This window comes from Sphingomonas oligoaromativorans, assembly GCF_011762195.1.
GTDB lineage: Bacteria > Pseudomonadota > Alphaproteobacteria > Sphingomonadales > Sphingomonadaceae > Solisphingomonas > Solisphingomonas oligoaromativorans.
In genome coordinates this window covers 282611-300230 of sequence record NZ_JAASQK010000004.1, presented here as the reverse complement: position 1 = coordinate 300230, position 17620 = coordinate 282611, and the positions used below count along the sequence as shown (strand labels likewise).

20 protein-coding genes and 1 tRNA gene are annotated in these 17620 nt (G+C 67.1%); 8 read left to right on the top strand and 13 right to left on the bottom strand.

Features of this window, described 5'->3' with window-relative positions; all coding sequences use genetic code 11:
• Positions 1 to 70 precede the first annotated feature (70 nt).
• The gene (locus FHS98_RS10075; RefSeq protein ID WP_167103810.1) at positions 71 to 781 is read left to right on the top strand and encodes a phosphatase PAP2 family protein; all 711 of its coding nucleotides are present in this window, start codon (positions 71 to 73) and stop codon (positions 779 to 781) included.
• On the opposite strand, the gene fabG is transcribed toward FHS98_RS10075, so the two are convergent.
• Both fabG and fabD read right to left on the bottom strand, forming a co-directional pair.
• Positions 778 to 1518 (bottom strand): 3-oxoacyl-[acyl-carrier-protein] reductase, encoded by a 741-nt coding sequence (gene fabG / locus FHS98_RS10070; protein ID WP_167103807.1) that lies wholly within the window; start codon positions 1516 to 1518, stop codon positions 778 to 780. The genes FHS98_RS10075 and fabG overlap by 4 nt on opposite strands.
• A 110-nt stretch (positions 1519 to 1628) precedes the next feature.
• Positions 1629 to 2564 carry an ACP S-malonyltransferase gene (gene fabD, locus FHS98_RS10065; protein ID WP_167103804.1) on the bottom strand — a complete coding sequence of 312 codons (936 nt, stop codon included), beginning with the start codon at positions 2562 to 2564 and terminating at the stop codon, positions 1629 to 1631.
• A 223-nt stretch (positions 2565 to 2787) separates the two neighbouring features.
• Between fabD and rpsF the strand changes: the two genes are divergently transcribed.
• From rpsF to rplI, 3 genes are read left to right on the top strand one after another with little or no spacing between them, the layout of a single operon-like run.
• Positions 2788 to 3210, top strand: a complete 423-nt coding sequence (rpsF, locus tag FHS98_RS10060; RefSeq protein ID WP_167103801.1) for a 30S ribosomal protein S6 — start codon at positions 2788 to 2790, stop codon at positions 3208 to 3210.
• A gap of 27 nt (positions 3211 to 3237) precedes the next feature.
• Entirely contained in the window at positions 3238 to 3462 is a 225-nt protein-coding gene (rpsR, locus tag FHS98_RS10055) for a 30S ribosomal protein S18 (protein ID WP_019833151.1), read from the top strand.
• Between the two features lie 12 nt (positions 3463 to 3474).
• Positions 3475 to 4074 carry a 50S ribosomal protein L9 gene (rplI, locus tag FHS98_RS10050; RefSeq protein ID WP_167103798.1) on the top strand — a complete coding sequence of 200 codons (600 nt, stop codon included), beginning with the start codon at positions 3475 to 3477 and terminating at the stop codon, positions 4072 to 4074.
• Positions 4075 to 4189: 115 nt separating this feature from the next.
• Here the strand turns inward: rplI and folE are convergent, their stop codons facing one another.
• Together folE and wrbA are read right to left on the bottom strand one after the other, a co-directional pair.
• The gene (gene folE, locus FHS98_RS10045; RefSeq protein WP_167103795.1) at positions 4190 to 4801 is read right to left on the bottom strand and encodes a GTP cyclohydrolase I FolE; all 612 of its coding nucleotides are present in this window, start codon (positions 4799 to 4801) and stop codon (positions 4190 to 4192) included.
• 95 nt (positions 4802 to 4896) lie between these two features.
• Positions 4897 to 5496, bottom strand: coding sequence for an NAD(P)H:quinone oxidoreductase (gene wrbA / locus FHS98_RS10040; protein WP_167103793.1), 600 nt, complete (start codon positions 5494 to 5496; stop codon positions 4897 to 4899).
• A gap of 184 nt (positions 5497 to 5680) precedes the next feature.
• Here wrbA and FHS98_RS10035 point away from each other — a divergent pair, with 184 nt between their 5' ends.
• Complete coding sequence (locus tag FHS98_RS10035; protein WP_167103791.1) at positions 5681 to 6754, top strand: TlpA disulfide reductase family protein; 1074 nt, start codon at positions 5681 to 5683, stop codon at positions 6752 to 6754.
• Between the two features lie 9 nt (positions 6755 to 6763).
• On the opposite strand, the gene FHS98_RS10030 is transcribed toward FHS98_RS10035, so the two are convergent.
• The 7 genes from FHS98_RS10030 to FHS98_RS10000 form a co-directional block, all read right to left on the bottom strand.
• A complete protein-coding gene (locus FHS98_RS10030) occupies positions 6764 to 9376 on the bottom strand; it encodes a sensor domain-containing protein (RefSeq protein WP_167103789.1) in 2613 nt (870 codons plus the stop codon).
• 233 nt (positions 9377 to 9609) lie between these two features.
• The gene (locus FHS98_RS10025; protein ID WP_167103787.1) at positions 9610 to 11610 is read right to left on the bottom strand and encodes a TonB-dependent receptor; all 2001 of its coding nucleotides are present in this window, start codon (positions 11608 to 11610) and stop codon (positions 9610 to 9612) included.
• Between the two features lie 678 nt (positions 11611 to 12288).
• Positions 12289 to 12365: transfer RNA gene (locus tag FHS98_RS10020), tRNA-Arg, on the bottom strand.
• 35 nt (positions 12366 to 12400) lie between these two features.
• The gene (locus tag FHS98_RS10015) at positions 12401 to 12817 is read right to left on the bottom strand and encodes a DUF1178 family protein (protein WP_167103785.1); all 417 of its coding nucleotides are present in this window, start codon (positions 12815 to 12817) and stop codon (positions 12401 to 12403) included.
• Positions 12814 to 13644: a carbon-nitrogen hydrolase family protein gene (locus FHS98_RS10010; protein WP_167103783.1), complete on the bottom strand. Its 831-nt coding sequence runs from the start codon at positions 13642 to 13644 to the stop codon at positions 12814 to 12816. The genes FHS98_RS10015 and FHS98_RS10010 overlap by 4 nt, the downstream gene beginning before the upstream one ends.
• Positions 13645 to 13652: 8 nt before the next feature.
• Positions 13653 to 13910 (bottom strand): glutaredoxin 3, encoded by a 258-nt coding sequence (gene grxC, locus FHS98_RS10005; protein WP_167103782.1) that lies wholly within the window; start codon positions 13908 to 13910, stop codon positions 13653 to 13655.
• Positions 13911 to 13963: 53 nt separating this feature from the next.
• On the bottom strand, positions 13964 to 14725 hold the full coding sequence (locus tag FHS98_RS10000; RefSeq protein WP_167103780.1) for a ComF family protein: 762 nt from the start codon (positions 14723 to 14725) through the stop codon (positions 13964 to 13966).
• A 43-nt stretch (positions 14726 to 14768) separates the two neighbouring features.
• Here FHS98_RS10000 and FHS98_RS09995 point away from each other — a divergent pair, with 43 nt between their 5' ends.
• The gene (locus FHS98_RS09995; protein WP_167103778.1) at positions 14769 to 15641 is read left to right on the top strand and encodes a methyltransferase domain-containing protein; all 873 of its coding nucleotides are present in this window, start codon (positions 14769 to 14771) and stop codon (positions 15639 to 15641) included.
• Here the strand turns inward: FHS98_RS09995 and FHS98_RS09990 are convergent.
• Positions 15638 to 16054 carry a (deoxy)nucleoside triphosphate pyrophosphohydrolase gene (locus FHS98_RS09990; RefSeq protein WP_167103775.1) on the bottom strand — a complete coding sequence of 139 codons (417 nt, stop codon included), beginning with the start codon at positions 16052 to 16054 and terminating at the stop codon, positions 15638 to 15640. The genes FHS98_RS09995 and FHS98_RS09990 overlap by 4 nt on opposite strands.
• A gap of 33 nt (positions 16055 to 16087) precedes the next feature.
• Between FHS98_RS09990 and FHS98_RS09985 the strand changes: the two genes are divergently transcribed.
• On the top strand, positions 16088 to 16294 hold the full coding sequence (locus tag FHS98_RS09985) for a Flp family type IVb pilin (protein WP_341786048.1): 207 nt from the start codon (positions 16088 to 16090) through the stop codon (positions 16292 to 16294).
• Positions 16295 to 16420: 126 nt separating this feature from the next.
• On the top strand, positions 16421 to 16576 hold the full coding sequence (locus FHS98_RS09980) for a Flp family type IVb pilin (RefSeq protein WP_167103772.1): 156 nt from the start codon (positions 16421 to 16423) through the stop codon (positions 16574 to 16576).
• A gap of 96 nt (positions 16577 to 16672) precedes the next feature.
• Here FHS98_RS09980 and FHS98_RS09975 read toward each other — a convergent pair whose 3' ends face one another.
• The gene (locus tag FHS98_RS09975) at positions 16673 to 17611 is read right to left on the bottom strand and encodes an acetyl-CoA carboxylase carboxyltransferase subunit alpha (protein WP_167103769.1); all 939 of its coding nucleotides are present in this window, start codon (positions 17609 to 17611) and stop codon (positions 16673 to 16675) included.
• Positions 17612 to 17620: the final 9 nt, after the last annotated feature.

The window sequence follows — 17620 nt, the reverse complement described above, 5'->3', positions numbered from 1 at the left end:
CACCTGCTTCTATCGAAGCGTTCGGCGGGAGGAGCGGCTTGCCAGTTCGTGCGAAGCCCTCGCCCAACTGGTGCTCTTCACGATGATCGCCGGCCCGCTCTCCTATCTCGCGGCGAGCCTCGATCGCCCGTTGCAGGATGCCCGACTCGTTCACGCCGATCGCTTGATGGGGTTCGACTGGCGCGCTTATCTCGCCTGGATCAATGCACACCCGGCGCTGCACGGGCCGCTGCGGCTGGCCTATGACACATTGCTCCCGCAACTGGCGGCGGCGATCCTGCTGCTCGGCCTGACGGGGCGCCGCCATCAGCTCCGCATCCTCGTGTGGAGCGTGATCGCATCTGCCGTGGTTTCGATCGCCGTCTCCGCCATCTGGCCGGCGGTCGGCGGATATGCCCATTTCAATCTGCACGCCGCGGCCTATTCCGGCATCCAGCCCTCGGACGCCTGGACGCATGTGCCGGATTTCCTCGGCGTTCGCGATGGGACGCTGCGCACGCTCGCCCTCGACCGGATGCAGGGCATCATCGCTTTCCCGAGCTTCCACGCGGCGCTGGGCATCATCTTCGCCTGGGCTTATTGGCAAAGCCCCTGGACGCGCTGGCCCGGACTGGCGATCGAGGCGGCGCTTCTTCTGTCCACCCCGGTGGACGGCGCCCATTATCTGAGCGACGTAGTCGCAGGCTGTCTGCTGGCATTCGCGTCCATCGGGATCGCCGAGCGAGCGCTTCTGACCGGCCGCAGCCGGCCGACCGCAGCGCTCGCTCCGGCCACCCGTTAGATCATCGCCATGCCGCCGTTGACGTGCAGCGTCTGGCCGGTGACGTAGCCGGCCTCGCGGCTCGCGAGATAGGCGACCGCCGCGCCGATGTCCTCGCCGTTGCCGAGATCGCCGGCCGGGATCTTCGTCAGGATCGAGGCCTTCTGCTGCTCGTTCAGCGCGTCCGTCATGGCAGAGCGGATGAAGCCCGGCGCCACGCAGTTCACCGTGATGTTGCGGCTCGCCAGTTCCTGCCCGAGGCTCTTCGACATGCCGATCAGGCCCGCCTTGGACGCGGCATAGTTGGCCTGCCCCGGATTGCCCGTCACGCCCACCACCGACGTGATCGAGATGATGCGGCCGAAGCGCTGCTTCATCATCGGCTTGGCCGCCGCGCGGATCAGGCGGAAGGCCGCTTCAAGGTTCACCGAGATCACCTGATCCCACTCGTCATCCTTCATGCGCAGGATGAGGTTGTCGCGGGTGATGCCGGCATTGTTGACGAGGATGTCGATGCGGCCGCCCAGCGCGTCGACCGCGCGCGGGATAAGGCCGTCGACCTCGGCCGCATCGGACAGGTTGCAGGTGAGCGTCACCGGATCGTTGGGCAGGCCGGCCGCCACTTCCGCCAGCACCGCCTCGCGCGTGCCGGACAGCGCCACCTTCGCGCCCTGCGCCGCCAACGCCTTCGCGGTCGCGGAACCCAGGCCGCCCGAGGCGCCCGTCACGAGCGCCGTCATTCCAGTCAGATCGAACATTGTACCACCCCTTCCATGTCGTCATCCCGGACTTGATCCGGGATCCAGAGCCGCCAGCGCACCACCCGCCGCCCTGGATCCTGACTTTCGTCAGGATGACGGGAGAAACATCACAGGCTCTTCGCGAGCGCTTCGATATCGTCCATCGTCACGACGCTGACGGGCGTCGCGTCGGGCGTGATGCGCTTCACCATCGGGCCGAGCACCTTGCCGCCGAACTCGACGAACTCGGTAACGCCGGCCGCGAACATCGCCTCGACGCTCTCGCGCCAGCGCACCGTGCCCGTCACCTGCTCCACCAGCAGCGTGCGGATCGCCGCCGGATCGGCGACCGGCGCGGCCGTCACATTGGCATAGACCGGCACCAGCGGCGCACGCAGATCGGCGCCGGCGAGCGCCTTCTCCATCGCGCGGGCGGCCGGCTCCATCAGCGAACAGTGGAACGGAGCGGAGACCGGCAGCAGCATCGCACGCTTGCCGCCGCGCACCTTGGCCAGCTCGACCGCACGCTCCACCGCCGCGCGGGAGCCCGAGATCACCACCTGCCCCGGCGCATTGTCGTTGGCCGCCTCGCAAACTTCGCCCTCGGCGGAGTCGGCCGCGATCTGGCGCGCCGCCTCGAAGTCGAGCCCGAGCAGCGCCGCCATGGCCCCCTCGCCCACCGGCACCGCGGCCTGCATCGCCTGTCCGCGCGTGCGCAGCAGCTTCGCCGTCTCGGCAAGGCCCAGCGCGCCGGCGGCGCACAAGGCGGTATATTCGCCAAGGCTGTGCCCGGCGACGAACCCGGCCTTGTCGGCAAGGCGGATGCCGCCTTCGCGCTCCAGCACGCGCAGCGTCGCGATGGCGTTCGCCATGATCGCCGGCTGGGCATTCTCGGTGAGCATCAGCTCATCGGCCGGCCCTTCCGCCATCAGGCGCGAGAGATGCTGGCCGAGCGCCTCGTCCACTTCCTGGAACACCTCGCGCGCGACGGCGCTGGCGGCGGAGAGCGCCTGGCCCATGCCGACGGTCTGGCTGCCCTGGCCCGGAAAGATGAAGGCTCGCATGATCCACTCCCATTGTCAGGCCGGCCGCGATAGAAAGCCCCGAAGCCAAGCGCAACCCGCCACCACGCAGGATCGCTTGCCTTCCCGGTGTTTTTCCGCCATAGCGCCCCGCACTTCGGGTGGCAGGCACGTCCCGCCGCCCCTTGTGCATTTGAAAGACAGTCGGAGGGGCGACCGCCATGGGGGCGGCGTCAGCGATCGGCCAACATGGAAGGACGGCCACATGGCTCTTTACGAGCATGTGTTTCTCGCGCGTCAGGATCTCGCCCAGGCGCAGGTCGACGCGCTGGCGGAAAACGCCACCAAGATCATCGAAGAGCAGGGCGGCAAGGTCGTCAAGACGGAGACCTGGGGCCTGCGCGGCCTCGCCTATCGCATCGCGAAGAATCGCAAGGCGCACTATGTGATGCTCGAAGTCGACGGTCCGTCGGCTGCGATCGTCGAGCTGGAGCGCCAGATCGCGATCAACGAAGACATCATCCGCTACATGACCGTCCGCGTGGACGAGCATGAGGCCGGCCCGTCGGCGATGATGCGCCGCAACGAGCGCGACCGTGGCGGCCGCGGTGAGCGTGGCGAGCGCGGTGAGCGTGGTCCCCGCCGTGAGCGTGACGATCGTCCCCGCGACGACCGCGACGCCGCCTGAGCCCCTTCGAGTTAGGATAAGATAGAAATGGCCCGCCCATTCTTCCGCCGCCGCAAGAGCTGCCCCTTCTCCGCGAAGGACGCTCCCCGGATCGATTACAAGGACGTCCGTCTGCTCCAGGGCTTCGTGTCCGAGCGTGGCAAGATCGTCCCGAGCCGCATCACCGCGGTTTCCGCCAAGAAGCAGCGTGAGCTGGCCCGCGAGATCAAGCGCGCGCGTCACCTCGGCCTTCTGCCCTACGTCGTGAAGTAAGGAGACGCCCCCATGGAAGTGATTCTGCTGGAGCGCGTCGAAAAGCTCGGCGCCATCGGCGACATCGTCACCGTGAAGAACGGCTATGCCCGTAACTTCCTGCTGCCGAACAAGAAGGCGCTCCGTTCGAACGCCGCGAACCGCAAGGTTTTCGAAGCGAACCGCGCCCACCTCGAGGCCGAGAACGCCAAGAAGCGCGAGCTGGCGCTGACCGAGTCGAAGGACATCGACGGCAAGACCGTGACGCTCATCCGTCAGGCGTCGAACACCGGCCAGCTTTATGGTTCGGTTTCGGCCCGCGACCTCGCCGAGCTGCTGCACGCCGATGGCGCGCATGTCACCAAGGCGCAGATCGTCCTCGACAAGCCGATCAAGGCGATCGGCCTGCACGACGTGCGCGTGACGCTGCACCCGGAAGTCTCGGTGACCGTCAAGGTGAACGTCGCCCGTTCGCCCGAGGAAGCCGATCTCCAGGCGCAGGGCGTCAACGTCATGGCCGACATGTTCGAGCGTGACGAAGCCGGCTTCACCGAGGATTACGATCCCAACGCCGAGCCGGGCGCCACCGCCGAGGTTCCGGTGCAGGAAGAGGGCGAGCAGGCCGAGGCCTGATCGCTTCTCCCAAGCCGACAGGAAAAGGGCCGTCCGCAAGCGATTGCGGGCGGCCTTTTTCTTTACCCGTGCGCCGGGGAGCGCGGCCCTTCCGAACGAAGGGCGGCGCGCTGCCTCAATAGCCCATCAGGCTCAGCACTTCCTTGCGGCTGCGCTCGTCGTCGCGGAACACGCCCATCATGCGGCTGGTCGTCATCGCCACGCCCGGCGTGCGGACGCCACGCGCGCTCATGCAGGCATGGTTCGCCTCGATCACCACCGCGACGCCGTGCGGCTGGAGATGCTCCCAGATGCAATCCGCCACCTCGGCCGTCAGGCGCTCCTGCACCTGAAGCCTCCGCGCGAATCCCTGGAGCACGCGCGCCAGCTTGGAGATGCCCACCACCCGGTCGCGCGGCAGATAGGCGATCGCCGCCTTGCCGATGATCGGGGCCATGTGATGCTCGCAATGCGACTGGAAGGGGATGTCCTTCAGCAGCACCACCTCGTCATAGCCGCCCACCTCCTTGAAGGTGCGGCTGAGATGATGGGCCGGATCTTCCAGATAGCCGGCGCAATATTCCTTCCACGCCCGCGCCACGCGCTTGGGCGTATCGAGAAGGCCCTCCCGCTCGGGATCGTCTCCCGCCCAGCGGATGAGCGTGCGGATGGCTTCCTCGACATCCTTGGGAACGGGCAGCTTGGCCGGCTCGGCGACCAGATCGCCGTCTTCGGGTTCCTGATTCATCCCCCTCTGTTGGGGATGGCGGCCGATCGTTTCAAGCACGAAAAAGGCGGCAGCCCGACAGGGCCACCGCCTTCATACGCAAAGCTACGCGATACTTAACCGAAAAGCTTGACCGCCGTCTTCGCGACCAGCTCGCCCTGATGGCGGGCGCCGTCCAGCTCGTTGGCGCTCGGCTGACGCGAGCCATCACCCGCCGCGATCGTGGTCGCGCCATAGGGCGAACCGCCGGTGACTTCGTCGAGCTTGAGCTGGCCCTGGAAGCTGTAGGGCAGGCCGACGATGGTCATGCCGAGGTGCATCAGGTTGGTGATGACGGAGAAGAGCGTCGTCTCCTGCCCGCCATGCTGGCTGGCGGTCGAGGCGAAGGCCGCGCCGACCTTGCCGTTGAGCGCGCCGCGCATCCACAGGCCACCGGTCTGGTCCAGGAACGCCGCTATCTGCGAGGGCATACGGCCATAGCGCGTGCCGACGCCGACGATGATCGCGTCGTAATTCTCCAGCTCGGCGACGGTGGCGATCTCGGCCTTCTGATCGAGCTTGAAATAGGATGCCTTGGCGATCTCTTCCGGCACGGTCTCGGGCACGCGACGGATCGTCACCTCGGCGCCGGCGCCGCGCGCGCCCTCGGCCACGGCTTCCGCCATCTGCTCGATATGACCATAGGCCGAATGATAAAGAACCAGCACCTTCGCCATGATCCGCGCTCCATTTTGTCGCCCACCCTGATTGGCGGCGGAAACTCGAGGGCCGATCTAGCGGGCCGAGCGATTTCTAAGAAGATGGATAAGTCAGAACCATTTGTTCGTATTTTTCGAAATGTTGCCTGATCCTGCTACGGCGGAATATCCATCCGGGTGACCGGCGAGCAAAAGGCAAGGCATGACCAGCACGGCATCCAAAGGCATGATGATCCTGGCGCTGTCGCTGATCGCAGCCCTGCCCCTCGCATCCTGCCAGCGCGCGGAGAAGCCGGCCGCCCAGGCCGCCGATGCGCAGTCAGGCGAAACACCGGACGGCGAGGCCCGCGCCCGGGAGGCCGGCTCGCCGCTGCTGGGAAAGCCCGCCCCCGCGCTCATCCTGAAGACGATCGACGGGCAGACGATCGATCTCTCCCGCTTTTACGGCAAGCGGCCGGTCTATCTGAAATTCTGGGCGACATGGTGCATCCCCTGCCGGCAGCAGATGCCCAAGTTCGAGCATATCTTCGAAACCCAGGGCGACAAGATCGAGGTCATCGCCGTCAATACGGGTTTTGGCGACGATGAGGCCCATGTCCGGGCTTTCCGAAAGGCCTATGGGTTGAAGATGCCGATCGTGATCGACGACGGGCGCCTTGCCGCCGCGCTCAATCTGCGCGTCACGCCCCAGCATGTCGTCATCGGCCGTGACGGGCGGATGGCCTATATGGGCAATCTCGACGACAACGCGCTCGACACTGCCCTGCACCATGCCCAGGAAACCCCCGCGAGCCCGGTGACCGGGACGTTGGCCGCGCCGATGCCACCGGCCCTTCAGGTGGGCGACAGGGTGGGAAGCCTCTCCGCGACGGGCACCACCGGCGCGGCCATCCCGCTCGTCAGCCTTCGCCACCGTCCCCGCGCGCTGCTCTTCTTCTCGAGCTGGTGCGAATCCTATCTCGCGACCAGCCGCCCGGAGGTGGCGAAGGCCTGCCGCACCGCGCGCGAAACCGCCGACCGCCTGTCCGCCAACGAAGCGGTCGAGTGGCTCGGCATTGCCGGCGGGCCATGGTCGACGAAGCTGCGGGATCTGGTGGATTACCAGACGGAGACGCATCCGAAGATCCCGCTGGCGCTCGATCCGACCGGCGCGCTCTTCCGCTCCTTCGGCGTGCGTCAGATCCCGACCGTGATCCTGATCGATGCGGATGGGCGCATCCGCGGCGCGGTGCCGCCGGGTGGCGATATCGAAAAGGCGGTTGCCGCTTTCGAATAGAGGCGACGGCTAGAGCCGGCCTCCCAAGCCCCGATCCCGGCCGCTCGCCCTCAGAAGTTCGGTCACCTCGTCCCGCGGCATGGCCTTTCCGAACCGGAAGCCCTGTCCAAACTTGCAGCCTTGTGCCCGCAAATGATCCGCCTGCTGCTGCGTCTCGATGCCCTCCGCCACCACGTCCATGCTCAGATCGCGCGCGAGCCCGATCACGGCTTTCACGATGGCGGCGTTGCCCGGCCGCGCGGCGACATCCGACACGAAGCTCCGGTCGATCTTGATGACGTCGACGGGGAAGGATTGCAGATGCGTCAGCGACGCAAATCCCGTCCCGAAATCGTCGAGCGCAATACGGACGCCTTCGCGATGGAAAGCCTGCAAGGTTCTCGCGACCGCGCTCGCATCATGGCCGAGGAAGACCGATTCCGTGACCTCCAGTTCCAGTGCTGACGTGGGGATGCCATCCTGATGCAATCTGCCCATGACACGGTCGAACAGGTCATCGCGGCGGAATTCCGCCGGGGAGAGGTTGAACGCCACGCTCCCGACATCGAGCCCCTCCGCCCGCCAGCGGGCGATATCGCGACAGACCTGATCGAGCATCCGCTCGCCGATCGCGGTCGCGAGGCTCATATCCTCGAATGCCGCGGCGATCGCCCCCGGCGGCTCGATGTGGCTGTCCTCCCCGGTCCATCGCAGCAATGCCTCGAAACCGACGACCCGCTCATCCTGCAAACGCACCTTCGGTTGATAGAAGGGCATGATCCGATCGTCGCGAAGGGCCGTCCGCGCGAGCCGCAGCATGGAGGTCCGCCGATCCAGGCTCGTCCGCATCGCCGGATCGAAGATCGAGAGCGAACCGCGACCATCCGCCTTTCCGGCATAAAGCGCGATATCCGCGCATTTCAGGAGATCCGCGGCGTTGTCCGCATCCCTCGGCAGGATGGAGCAGCCGGCCGTGGACTGGCAATCGAGCGCTCCTCCTTCATGTTCGAACGGCTGGTGCAGGCGCTGTAAAATGTCGCGCGCCACGGCCAGCGTCTGCGCCTCGTCGCGATGTTCGAGGAAGATCGCGAATTCATCGCCGCCGAGCCGGCCGATCCCGCCGGCCTCGCCGGAAAAGGCCTCCAGGCGCTCGGCGAAGATGGCGAGCAGGCGATCCCCCGCATCATGGCCGATCGTGTCGTTCGTCTGCTTCAGATTGTCGACGTCGAAAAGGACGAGCGCGATCTGGCTGTCCGTTTCCCTGGCGCGGGCGATGGCGCCTTCGAGCTTCTCCGAGAAATGGCTGCGATTGGGCACGCCGGTCAGGGCGTCATGCGTGGCCGCCCAGCGGATGCGCTGTTCGGCGGTATGCTCCTCGGTAATGTCGCGGATCGTGACGAGAACCCGCTCCAGACGGCCCGTCGCGGCCTGCACGCTCCAGCCCCTCGTTTCCAGGAACCGCTTCTCGCCCGTATCGGCGCGATGGATCGCGATGGTCACATCGAAGCGGGCATCGGTTTCGCCGCTCTGCACGCGTTGCGCGAGGTCCATCAGCTTGGGCCGATCCTCGGGCACGATGACGGCCAGCGCGGTGGCGAGATCGGGCTTCGTCGACCGGGGCAGGCCGAACATGATCTTCAGTTCGTCCGACCATTCGCGATGCCCGGTCAGCCTGTCATAATCCCAGATGCCGAGGCCCGCCGCTTCCGCCGCCAGCCTGAAGCGCCCCTCGCTCTCGCGGAGGCCCCGCTCCGCCAGCACGCGATCGTTGATGTCCTCCAGCGTTCCGTACCAGCGAAGGATATGGCCCTGCTCGTCCCGTCGTGCCGCCGCGCGGGCGCGGAACCAGCGGAAACCGCCGTCCGGCGTCCTCAGCCGATACTCGACGTCGACCGGCAGGCCCGTCTTGAGGGCATGTCCCCATGCCCTGAGCGTGGGCTCGAGATCATCGTCATGCAGCGCCTTCTGCCAGCCCGAACCGAATGCCTCCACCGGCTCCGTGCCGGTGACCGCCGCCCAACGCGGACTGACCTCCTCGATCTGGCCGTTCGGGGTTGCCGTCCATGTGATCTGCGGGGCCAGTTCGACGGTGTTGCGATAATGCTCTTCGCTTTCGCGGAGCTCTTCCTCGGCCTCTCGCCTCTTGGTCACGTCGAGAGCGGTGGTGACGGTGGACATCGGCCGCCCCGCCGCATCGCAGACGAAGGAGATATGGACGACGCACCAGCTCACCGATCCATCGGGCCGCTGATAGCGCTTCTCGATCTGGAAGGGCTCTCCCGTCGCGAACTGCCGTTCGTACAGCGCACGGCTGCGCGCGGCGTCGTCCGGGTGGGTGAAGAGGTGCATCGGAAGCCCGGCGAGTTCGTCCGGGGTGCGGCCGACAAGGCGGCAATAATGGTCGTTGACCGCCAGCACGTTGAGCGCGAGATCGCGATGCAGGATGCCCACCTCGGCCCGGCTGAGGACTTCGTTCAGATTGAGGGCGCCAGCTTCGGCATCGGCGTCGCCACGCGGCACGGGCATGAACGGAAGGCCCAGTTCCACGGCGAGGTCGGTAACACCCCTCGGCCGCGTCGCCATCGGCACGGGCCAGCGCGATCCGCGCTCCTCGGAGGCCCGGCCCTGCTTTCCGTGACTCATAGTCCCGCGCCTCGCGACCTACTGAAGACGCTTTCCCGCCGTCCTCAACGCAGCCGCGACGGACTTTCTCTCCCAGTTCCTTGCACGGCTCTTTCCCTTATAGAGGGAAAAGGCTTAACCGGAAGTAAGCGGCCCAGGACATCCCCTTGAATAAGAAGAAAAGTTTTACCTCATAGGTTCGTCCATGAAGAGCGGGCGTGGCGGCCGTCCAGCGCGGCCGCCACGGATCATGTTTACAGGGCGACCTTCAGGACCAGCCGGATGTTGCGACCCGGAAGCAGAACCTCGTCCTTGTTGAGCGCGGCGGCGTTCCGCTGCGTATCGTTGGTCAGGTTGCGGCCGACCAGCGCCAGCTCCACGCCCCGATGCTCCCGGAAGGGACGGAGGGCGATCTGCGCATTCAGCTCGTTATAGCCCGGCGTCGGCGTGTCGAAGGCCCCGAACCTGCCTTGCCGGCCGACATGGATGAGCATGAAGCCGGCATCGAGGGGATCGCTCCGCCACGACAGGCCCCCTCCGGCACGATAGGGCGGGATGCGCGGCACATTGCCGCCGTCATCGAGCGTGGCGCGTACATAATCGCCCAACGCCTTCACATCGAGCGTGGCCCCCGATGCGGTCTTGAGAAGCTGATAGGAAGCTTGCGCTTCCGCCCCCCGGAAATGCGCGTCCTGCTGGCGGTAGTTGAGTTCCCGCAGCTCTTCGCCATCCCCTTCGACGCACGCGCCATCATCGTCACAGGTGCGCCCGGTCAGATCGCCGTAGATATAGTTATGGAACCAGGTGCTGTAGACGCTGCCCTCGAAGCGGAATCCGCCCCCGTTGAGGCGCAAGGTCGCCTCCAGCGAATTGGCCCGCTCGATCTTCAGAGTGGGGTCGCCGGTTTCGAACGTATCGGGTCCGTCATGCCCGCCTCGCGCGAACAACTCGGTCTGCGCCGGCGCGCGGCCCGTGCTCGAAAAGGTGAGGCCCAGCTTCGCGATCTTCCCCACGTCGAGCAGCGCCCCGACCGCACCGCTGACCGGCGTATAATCCACCTTGGTGCGGATATCCGACGCCGGCGTCCCCTTCACGCTCACATGCTCGACACGGCCGCTCGCCTGCACGCGCAGCGTCGAGGTGACGGGCGTTTCGGTGAAGATATAACCTGCCTGGCTCTCGGTCACGGTCGGGAAGAGATAGCTGCTGTCTTCGCCGATCGCGGAGAAGTCGCGATGCTGAATCTCCACGCCCAGCGCCGAATTGCGGATGAAGCCGATCGGCCCCATCAGCAGCTCCGCATGGCCGTCATATTCCTTGTTGCGGAAGGTGGTGTCGACGGTGCCGTCCGGCTCCACTTCGCTATGATGATATTTCGCATAGCTGCCGTCGACATTCAGCGTGCGGAACAGGCCCGTCCCGAGATCGAACGAGTTGCGGGTCAGCACCTTCGTCTGGTGCATGTCGATGTGGGTGGTGTCGCTGGGGATGCCGTATTGGGCGTCATATTGCATGATCGCCGCGCCGACATGGCTGCCCTTGCCGGGGCCGAAGAAATAGGAGCCGCCCACGGTTTCGCCATAGCCATGGAACCAGCTATTCTGCTGCGTCCCATCCGGCGTGTCATAGTCTCCGGCATGGCGATAGAAGCCGTCGACATGGACGGCGATCGCATCGCCCACCTTGCCATCGGCGAGCAGCGAGCCCTCCCCCGTGTCGGAAACGCTGTCATAGCTGCCCGTCATCTCGGCGGAGATCGGCTTGTCGGGCAGGCCCGTCGGCACGCGATTGTTCAGCACGTTGACGACACCGCCGATCGCCTGGCTGCCGTAGCGCAACGTGCCGGCCCCACGCACCACCTCGATGCTCTGGGCCGAAAGCGGATCGATCGGGATGCCGTGATCGGGGCCGATATCCGATACGTCGGAGCTGCTGGTGCCATCTTCGAGAATACGGACACGGGTCGCATCCATGCCGCGGATGATCGGGCGGCTCGCCCCCGAGGCGAAGCTCGTCGCCGAAATGCCGGGAATGTCGGCCAGCGAATCCGCGATGCTCGCGCCGCCATTGGCCAGGATCTGGCCGCGATCGATCTTGGCGACGATCGAGGGTGTCTCATCCTGCGCCGACGTGATCGGCGACGCCGTCACGATGATCTGGCGCTGGTCGGCATTGTCGCCAGCGAGATCGTCCGCCAGCGCGACGGCGGGCATCAGCGCAGCGGATGCCGCACCGAACAGAAAAACGGATCGCATTTCAAATAACTCCATGACCTTGGCGGCGGGCGCGCGGGCTCGGCCCCGAAACCGGGGGCAGCGGCGCGAGCACCGCCTCTTCTTCTCTTTGTCAGTCGTGGAGCGGGGTGGGCGGAGCCCGGCTTCGCCATCCGAAACCGTGAAGCCGGCAGATGATCCGCGTCAGCGATGGAACGCCGCACGGCGGGAAGGCCCTCGCAACCGGAGCAAGCTGGAACGTGGACGGACTCAGATAATGTCCCGCCTGCGCGCTTTCCCTGCAAAGCGGACAATCCGCGGGCGCAGGCGCCGGTAGTCTGCTCGGGGAAATCCGGGGTCCCTGCCGGGCCGCCGGGCTGCTCATATCCCGGTCGTGGATGTGAGACTGGGTGACGATGCTCTGCCCCAGCAGAGCCAGCAGAAGCGCGCACAGGAACGCGAACCGGCATCCTGTGCCGGAACCGAGTTCCCTGCCTCGCGCCCGTTGCCCCTTCATTCCCGCTCGCTTGCTCGCCCGCCCGGATGAAGGGGCCACTTCCTCTTGTCATGTTATGATGTAACATATGATTCGAGCAACCCTCAGCGAGCGATGATGTCTCGGATGGCATCGGGGAGATCGCAAAGGGGGCCGCACGCAGCCGGGCCGCCACGCTCGTCACGAGGGTGTTGCCGATATTCGGCTGACGGCCGGTGGAAGCTTGGTGGCCCCAGAGGGATTCGAACCCCCGACCTGCGGTTTAGGAAACCGTCGCTCTATCCTGCTGAGCTATGGAGCCACGGCGCGGAGGGTTAGATGTGGGAGGGCTCCGGGTCAATTGTCCCGCGTGCGATCGCGGACCGGAAATGGCAGCGGCGCCACCGGCACGCCTTCCTCCACCAGCATCCGCGCCTCGGTCGGCGTGGCGCGGCCGTGGATCAGCCGCTCTTCCGCATCGCCGAGGTGGATCGCCCGCGCTTCCTCCGCGAATCGGCCACCGACATCTTCCGAGCCGGACAGCAGCTTCGCCTGCGCCGCCATCAGCGCCCGCATCATCGCCTGGGGATCGGCCTGAGGCCTCCCCTCGCCCGTGGAGATGCGGGGCGCCATCGGGGCCTTGGAAACCTCTCCGTCACCGCATACCGGGCAGAATACGAGCCCGCGCTCGCGCTGGCCGTCATAATCGTCCTGGCTGCCGAACCACGCCTCGAACACATGGCCGACGCCGCAGTTGAGATCGAACACGATCATCCGGCACGCTCCACGGCCGGGATCGGCCGCCGGTGGCGCAGCGCCGGGATGCGCGCCCGCACATCCTCGAGCCGCGCCCGATCGATCTCGGCGAAGCCGACGCCGGGTTCCTCGCCCATGTCGAGCAACACCTCGCCCCACGGATCGACGACCAGCGAATGACCGTAGGTGGAGCGGCCGTCCTCGTGCGTCCCCGCCTGCGCGGCGGCGACCACGAAGCACCCCGCCTCGATCGCGCGGGCGCGGAGCAGGATGTGCCAATGCGCCCGCCCGGTCGGCACCGTGAAGGCGGCGGGCACCGACAATATCTCGGCGCCCGCATCGCTCAGCGCGCGATAGAGATCCGGGAAGCGCATGTCGTAACAGATGCTGAGGCCCAGCCGCCCGACCGGCGTTTCGGCCACCACCGCGCCCGCCCCCGGCGCATAGGCGGCGGATTCGCGCCAGCTCTCGCCGCTCGGCAGGTCCACGTCGAAGAGATGGAGCTTGTCGTAGCGGGCACGGATGGCGCCCGCCGGGTCGATCAGGAAGCCGCGATTGACATAGCGCCCCTCCTCGCCCCCCGGCCGCAGGGCCAGCGAGCCGAGCTGAACCCACAATCCGAGCCGCGAGGCCGTCTCGCGCGCGGCGGCCAGCACGGCGTCCGCCTCCTCGCCGACGATCGACAAGGCCGCGCGCTTGCGATCGCGATCCAGCAGCCCCGTCATCTCGGGCGTGAAGGCGATCGCGGCACCGCCCGCGGCCGCCTCCTCCAGCCCCGCGACCAGCGCGCGGGCATTGGCGGCGGGATCGATCCCGCTCCGCATCTGGAGGACGGCGACGCGCATCGCCCGGATCAGGCCGCGAGAAGCTCGTCGAGCGCGCCGCGCGCTTCCAGCGCCGCGAGATCGTCCGAGCCGCCGATATGGCGACCGTTGATGAAGATGGACGGCACGGTCGTATGATGCGGCGCGCGCTCCAGCATTTCCTTGCGCTTCGGGCCGCCCATCGTGATGTCGATATCCTCATACGCCACGCCCTTGGCTTCGAGCAGCCGGCGCGCGCGCGTGCAATAAGGGCAACCCATCTTCGTATAGACTTCGATCTTCGCCATCCGAACGGACCTTTTCCAGTTTGACGCGGAACTGTGGATTGCGCGCCGGAATGTCAACGGGCCGCGCCCTCCTCGCGCAGCACGCGCGCCCAGCAGAGCAGGCGCACTTCGCGAGCCCCCGCCTCCTTCAACGCGCGGGCGCAGGCTTCCGCCGTGGCGCCGCTGGTGAACACATCGTCCACGAGCAGCACGATCCGGCCGTCGAGGGCCTGACGGTGACGTGCGGGCACGCGGAAAGCATCCCGCACCGCCTGCCGCCGCTCCCGCGTGCCCAGCCCACGCAGGGTCGGCGTCGCGCGGGTCCGCTCGATCAGGTCCGGCACGCAATCGAGCCCAGCCTCTTCCGCGACGCCCCGCGCGATCAGCAGCGCCTGATTATAGCCACGCTTCCACAGCCGCCAGCGATGGAGCGGCACCGCCCCCACACAGGCACCCGGCGGGAGATCGCCGAGCAGCCGGGCCATCTGCCCCGCCATCGTCCGCGCGACACCCGGCCGCCGCCCATATTTCAGGCGCAGCGCGACCGTGCGCGCCACCTCCCCATAGGCCACCGCCGCGGCGGCCCGATCGAAGACCGGCGGATCGCGATCGCACGCGGCGCAGGTCGCGTCCGGCCCGATGTCGTGCGGCAGGGGGACGGCGCAGCGGATGCAGTTCGGCGAGCCGAGAAACTCCAGCGACTGCCAGCACGTCACGCAAAACCGATGATCGCCGTCGACGATCGCGCCGCAGCCCGGACAGCGCGGCGGCAAGGCAAAGTCCAACCCCGCCGAGCGGAGCGAGCGAAGCACATGAAGCGCGACGGCGACAGCCATAGGCCTCTTGTTCCCCGACGCGCATGACGGCACAAGCCCCGCCATGAGTTCCAGTCAGCCCGCGCCCGAACCGTTCGACCGCCGCCGCCGCCGCATCCGGCGGGATCGGGCCATGGCGCGCTTCCAGCAGCACGGCTTCCTCACCGCGCATATCGCCGAGGAGTTGCTGGGACGGCTCGATCTGGTCGAGCGCAGCTTCACCCGCGCGCTGGTGCTGGGCGTGGCGGACGACCAGATCGCGGCCGCGCTGAGGGCGCAGGGCATGTGGGTGGTCTGTGCCGATGCGAGCTTCTCGGCCGCGCGGGCGACGGGCGGCGTCCAGTGCGACGAGGATCGCCTGCCCTTCGCCGACGGGGCTTTCGATCTGGTGATGTCCGCGGGCGTGCTCGACAGCGTGAACGATCTGCCGGGCGCGCTGGTGCTCGCGCGCCGCGCGCTGAAGCCGGACGGCCTGTTCATGGCGGGCTTCGCCGGTGCAGGCAGCCTCCCGCGCCTGCGCGCGGCGATGCTTCAGGCCGATCTTGCCGGTGACGTGGGCGTCGCGCCGCGCATCCATCCGCAGGTGGACGTGCGTTCGGCCGGCGATCTTCTTGCCCGCGCGGGCTTTGCCCTCCCCGTTGCCGACGGCGAGGCGCTGGAGGCCCGCTATCGCAGCCTCGACGGGCTGCTGGCCGATCTCCGCTTCGGGGCGCAGGGCGGCGTGCTGTCCGGCGACCGGCCCCGGCTGGGGCGGATGCAGGCGGCGGCGGCGCATGGAGCCTTTCTCGGCCAGGCGGATATCGACGGCCGCGTCTCCGAGACGTTCGAGATCGTCTATCTGATCGGCTGGGCGCCCGACGAATCGCAGCCTCGTCCGGCGCGGCGCGGCAGCGCGGTCGCCTCCCTTGCCACCGCGCTCAAGAGCAAGCCGGACTAGACCAGCGCTTCGAGCAGGCCGATCAGGGGCTTGTCCGGCTCCGGCATCGGCAAGGCATGAAGCTCGATGGGGCGCACCCAGCGCAGGCCAGCCGCCTCGATCGGCTGGGGCACACCCTTCCACTTGCGGCAGACATGCAGCAGCAGGAGCAGGTGACGCTCCCCCAGAGGCTCGCTGGCGAAGGCCGCCGGCGCGAGGCAGGCGGCTTCGACATCGATGCCCAGCTCCTCGCGCAGTTCACGGATCAGGGCGACGGCCGGCGTCTCGCCCGGCTCGATCTTGCCGCCCGGAAACTCCCACAGCCCCTTGAGCGCGCCGGAGTTGCGCTGCTGCACCAGCACCCGTCCATCGCCGTCCACCAGAGCCGCCGCCGCGACGAGCAGCAGGCCGTTACCGTTCGAACTCGCGTTCATCCGCGTAAATCTTCCTTAATATCCGAAGAATAGGTGAAGCTGGAGCAAAAGCCGCGACAGGGGATCAACGTGCGCATAATCGGGAAGCTCACGTCTGACCAGCGCGGCGCCACCGCGATCGAATACGGCCTCATCTGCGCTTTGATCGTGCTCGCCATCATGGGCGGCGTGCAGCTTTTCGCTTCGAAAGCCATCGGTATGCTCAATCATGTGGCTACCCAGGTCAACGACGCCGGATGAGCCGAAGCGGAAATCCATCCCGCCCGGATTAAACATTTGGCAACTCCACCGCGCTTAGAAGCGGCCCTGCAACCTCCTCAAAGGGGGGAAGCCGGGAAGTGTTTCGGACTGGACGGAGGAAATCCCATGCGCAAGTTTCTGAAGAACAACAAGGGCGCGACCGCGATCGAGTACGGCCTGATCGCCGCCCTGATCGCCGTCGCCGCGATCACCGCGATGAGCTCGGTGGGCAGCAAGCTGACCAAGACGTTCAACAACGTCTCCGACAACCTCGGTCAGTAATTCCCAAACATGAGAAAGGGCCGGTGGGACAATCCCGCCGGCCCTTTTTCTTTGCCTGCAATTCGGGAAGCGACAGCGTCGCTACCGCCAGCACCGTCAGCCGATCGCCAGGAACTTGTCCCGACGGCGGCGGCGCAATTCCTTGTCCCCCAGCGGCGTGAGCTGGTCCAGCTCCTCGCCCAGCGCGTGCTTCAGCGATCCAATCGCCTCGTCCCGACCACGGTGCGCGCCGCCCACCGGCTCCGGCACGATCCGGTCCACCACGCCGAGCTTCTGGAGATCCTGCGCGGTCACCTTCATCGCATCGGCCGCATCGGGCGCCTTCTCCGCCGTGCGCCACAGGATCGAGGCGCAGCCTTCGGGCGAGATCACCGAATAGACGGCGTGCTCGAACATCAGCACGCGATTGGCCGCCGCCAGCGCGACCGCGCCGCCCGAGCCGCCCTCGCCCACGATCGCGGCGACCAGCGGCACGCCCAGTTCGAGGCAGGTCTCGGTCGAACGCGCGATCGCTTCCGCCTGACCGCGCTCCTCGGCCTGCACGCCGGGGAAGGCGCCGGACGTATCGACCAGCGTCACCACCGGAATGCCGAAGCGATCGGCCATCTCCATCAGGCGGATCGCCTTGCGATAGCCCTCCGGCTTGGCCATGCCGAAATTGTGGCGGAGGCGGCTGGCGGTATCGTCGCCCTTCTCGTGGCCGATCACCATCACCCGGCGGCCGTCGATCCGGCCGAGCCCGCCGATGATCGCCTGATCGTCGGCGAAGGCGCGATCGCCGGCGAGCGACATGAAATCGTCGACCATGCCGGCGATATAATCCTTGAGATGCGGGCGCTGCGGGTGGCGGGCGACCTGCGTCTTCTGCCACGGCGTCAGCTTCGCATAGGTCTCCCGGAGCATCCGGTCGGCCTTGGCCTCCAGCTTCGAGATTTCCTGCTCGATATCGAGCGAACCGGCGTCGGCCGTCTCCCGCAGCTCGGCGACACGGGCGCGCAGTTCGGCGATCGGCTTTTCGAAGTCGAGAAACATCATGCGTCGGCG

Excerpts from the sequence above, each read along its gene's own strand:
- rplI (WP_167103798.1), top strand. The coding sequence starts at position 3,475 with ATGGAAGTGATTCTGCTGGAGCGCGTCGAAAAGCTCGGCGCCATCGGC.
- FHS98_RS09990 (WP_167103775.1), bottom strand. The coding sequence starts at position 16,054 with ATGAACGCGAGTTCGAACGGTAACGGCCTGCTGCTCGTCGCGGCGGCG.
- grxC (WP_167103782.1), bottom strand. The coding sequence starts at position 13,910 with ATGGCGAAGATCGAAGTCTATACGAAGATGGGTTGCCCTTATTGCACG.
- FHS98_RS10035 (WP_167103791.1), top strand. The coding sequence starts at position 5,681 with ATGACCAGCACGGCATCCAAAGGCATGATGATCCTGGCGCTGTCGCTG.
- wrbA (WP_167103793.1), bottom strand. The coding sequence starts at position 5,496 with ATGGCGAAGGTGCTGGTTCTTTATCATTCGGCCTATGGTCATATCGAG.
- FHS98_RS10015 (WP_167103785.1), bottom strand. The coding sequence starts at position 12,817 with ATGATCGTGTTCGATCTCAACTGCGGCGTCGGCCATGTGTTCGAGGCG.
- FHS98_RS10030 (WP_167103789.1), bottom strand. The coding sequence starts at position 9,376 with ATGAGTCACGGAAAGCAGGGCCGGGCCTCCGAGGAGCGCGGATCGCGC.
- FHS98_RS09995 (WP_167103778.1), top strand. The coding sequence starts at position 14,769 with ATGAGTTCCAGTCAGCCCGCGCCCGAACCGTTCGACCGCCGCCGCCGC.
- fabG (WP_167103807.1), bottom strand. The coding sequence starts at position 1,518 with ATGTTCGATCTGACTGGAATGACGGCGCTCGTGACGGGCGCCTCGGGC.
- FHS98_RS09980 (WP_167103772.1), top strand. The coding sequence starts at position 16,421 with ATGCGCAAGTTTCTGAAGAACAACAAGGGCGCGACCGCGATCGAGTAC.
- fabD (WP_167103804.1), bottom strand. The coding sequence starts at position 2,564 with ATGCGAGCCTTCATCTTTCCGGGCCAGGGCAGCCAGACCGTCGGCATG.
- rpsR (WP_019833151.1), top strand. The coding sequence starts at position 3,238 with ATGGCCCGCCCATTCTTCCGCCGCCGCAAGAGCTGCCCCTTCTCCGCG.
- FHS98_RS09975 (WP_167103769.1), bottom strand. The coding sequence starts at position 17,611 with ATGATGTTTCTCGACTTCGAAAAGCCGATCGCCGAACTGCGCGCCCGT.
- FHS98_RS10000 (WP_167103780.1), bottom strand. The coding sequence starts at position 14,725 with ATGGCTGTCGCCGTCGCGCTTCATGTGCTTCGCTCGCTCCGCTCGGCG.
- rpsF (WP_167103801.1), top strand. The coding sequence starts at position 2,788 with ATGGCTCTTTACGAGCATGTGTTTCTCGCGCGTCAGGATCTCGCCCAG.
- folE (WP_167103795.1), bottom strand. The coding sequence starts at position 4,801 with ATGAATCAGGAACCCGAAGACGGCGATCTGGTCGCCGAGCCGGCCAAG.
- FHS98_RS10025 (WP_167103787.1), bottom strand. The coding sequence starts at position 11,610 with ATGCGATCCGTTTTTCTGTTCGGTGCGGCATCCGCTGCGCTGATGCCC.
- FHS98_RS10010 (WP_167103783.1), bottom strand. The coding sequence starts at position 13,644 with ATGCGCGTCGCCGTCCTCCAGATGCGGAGCGGGATCGATCCCGCCGCC.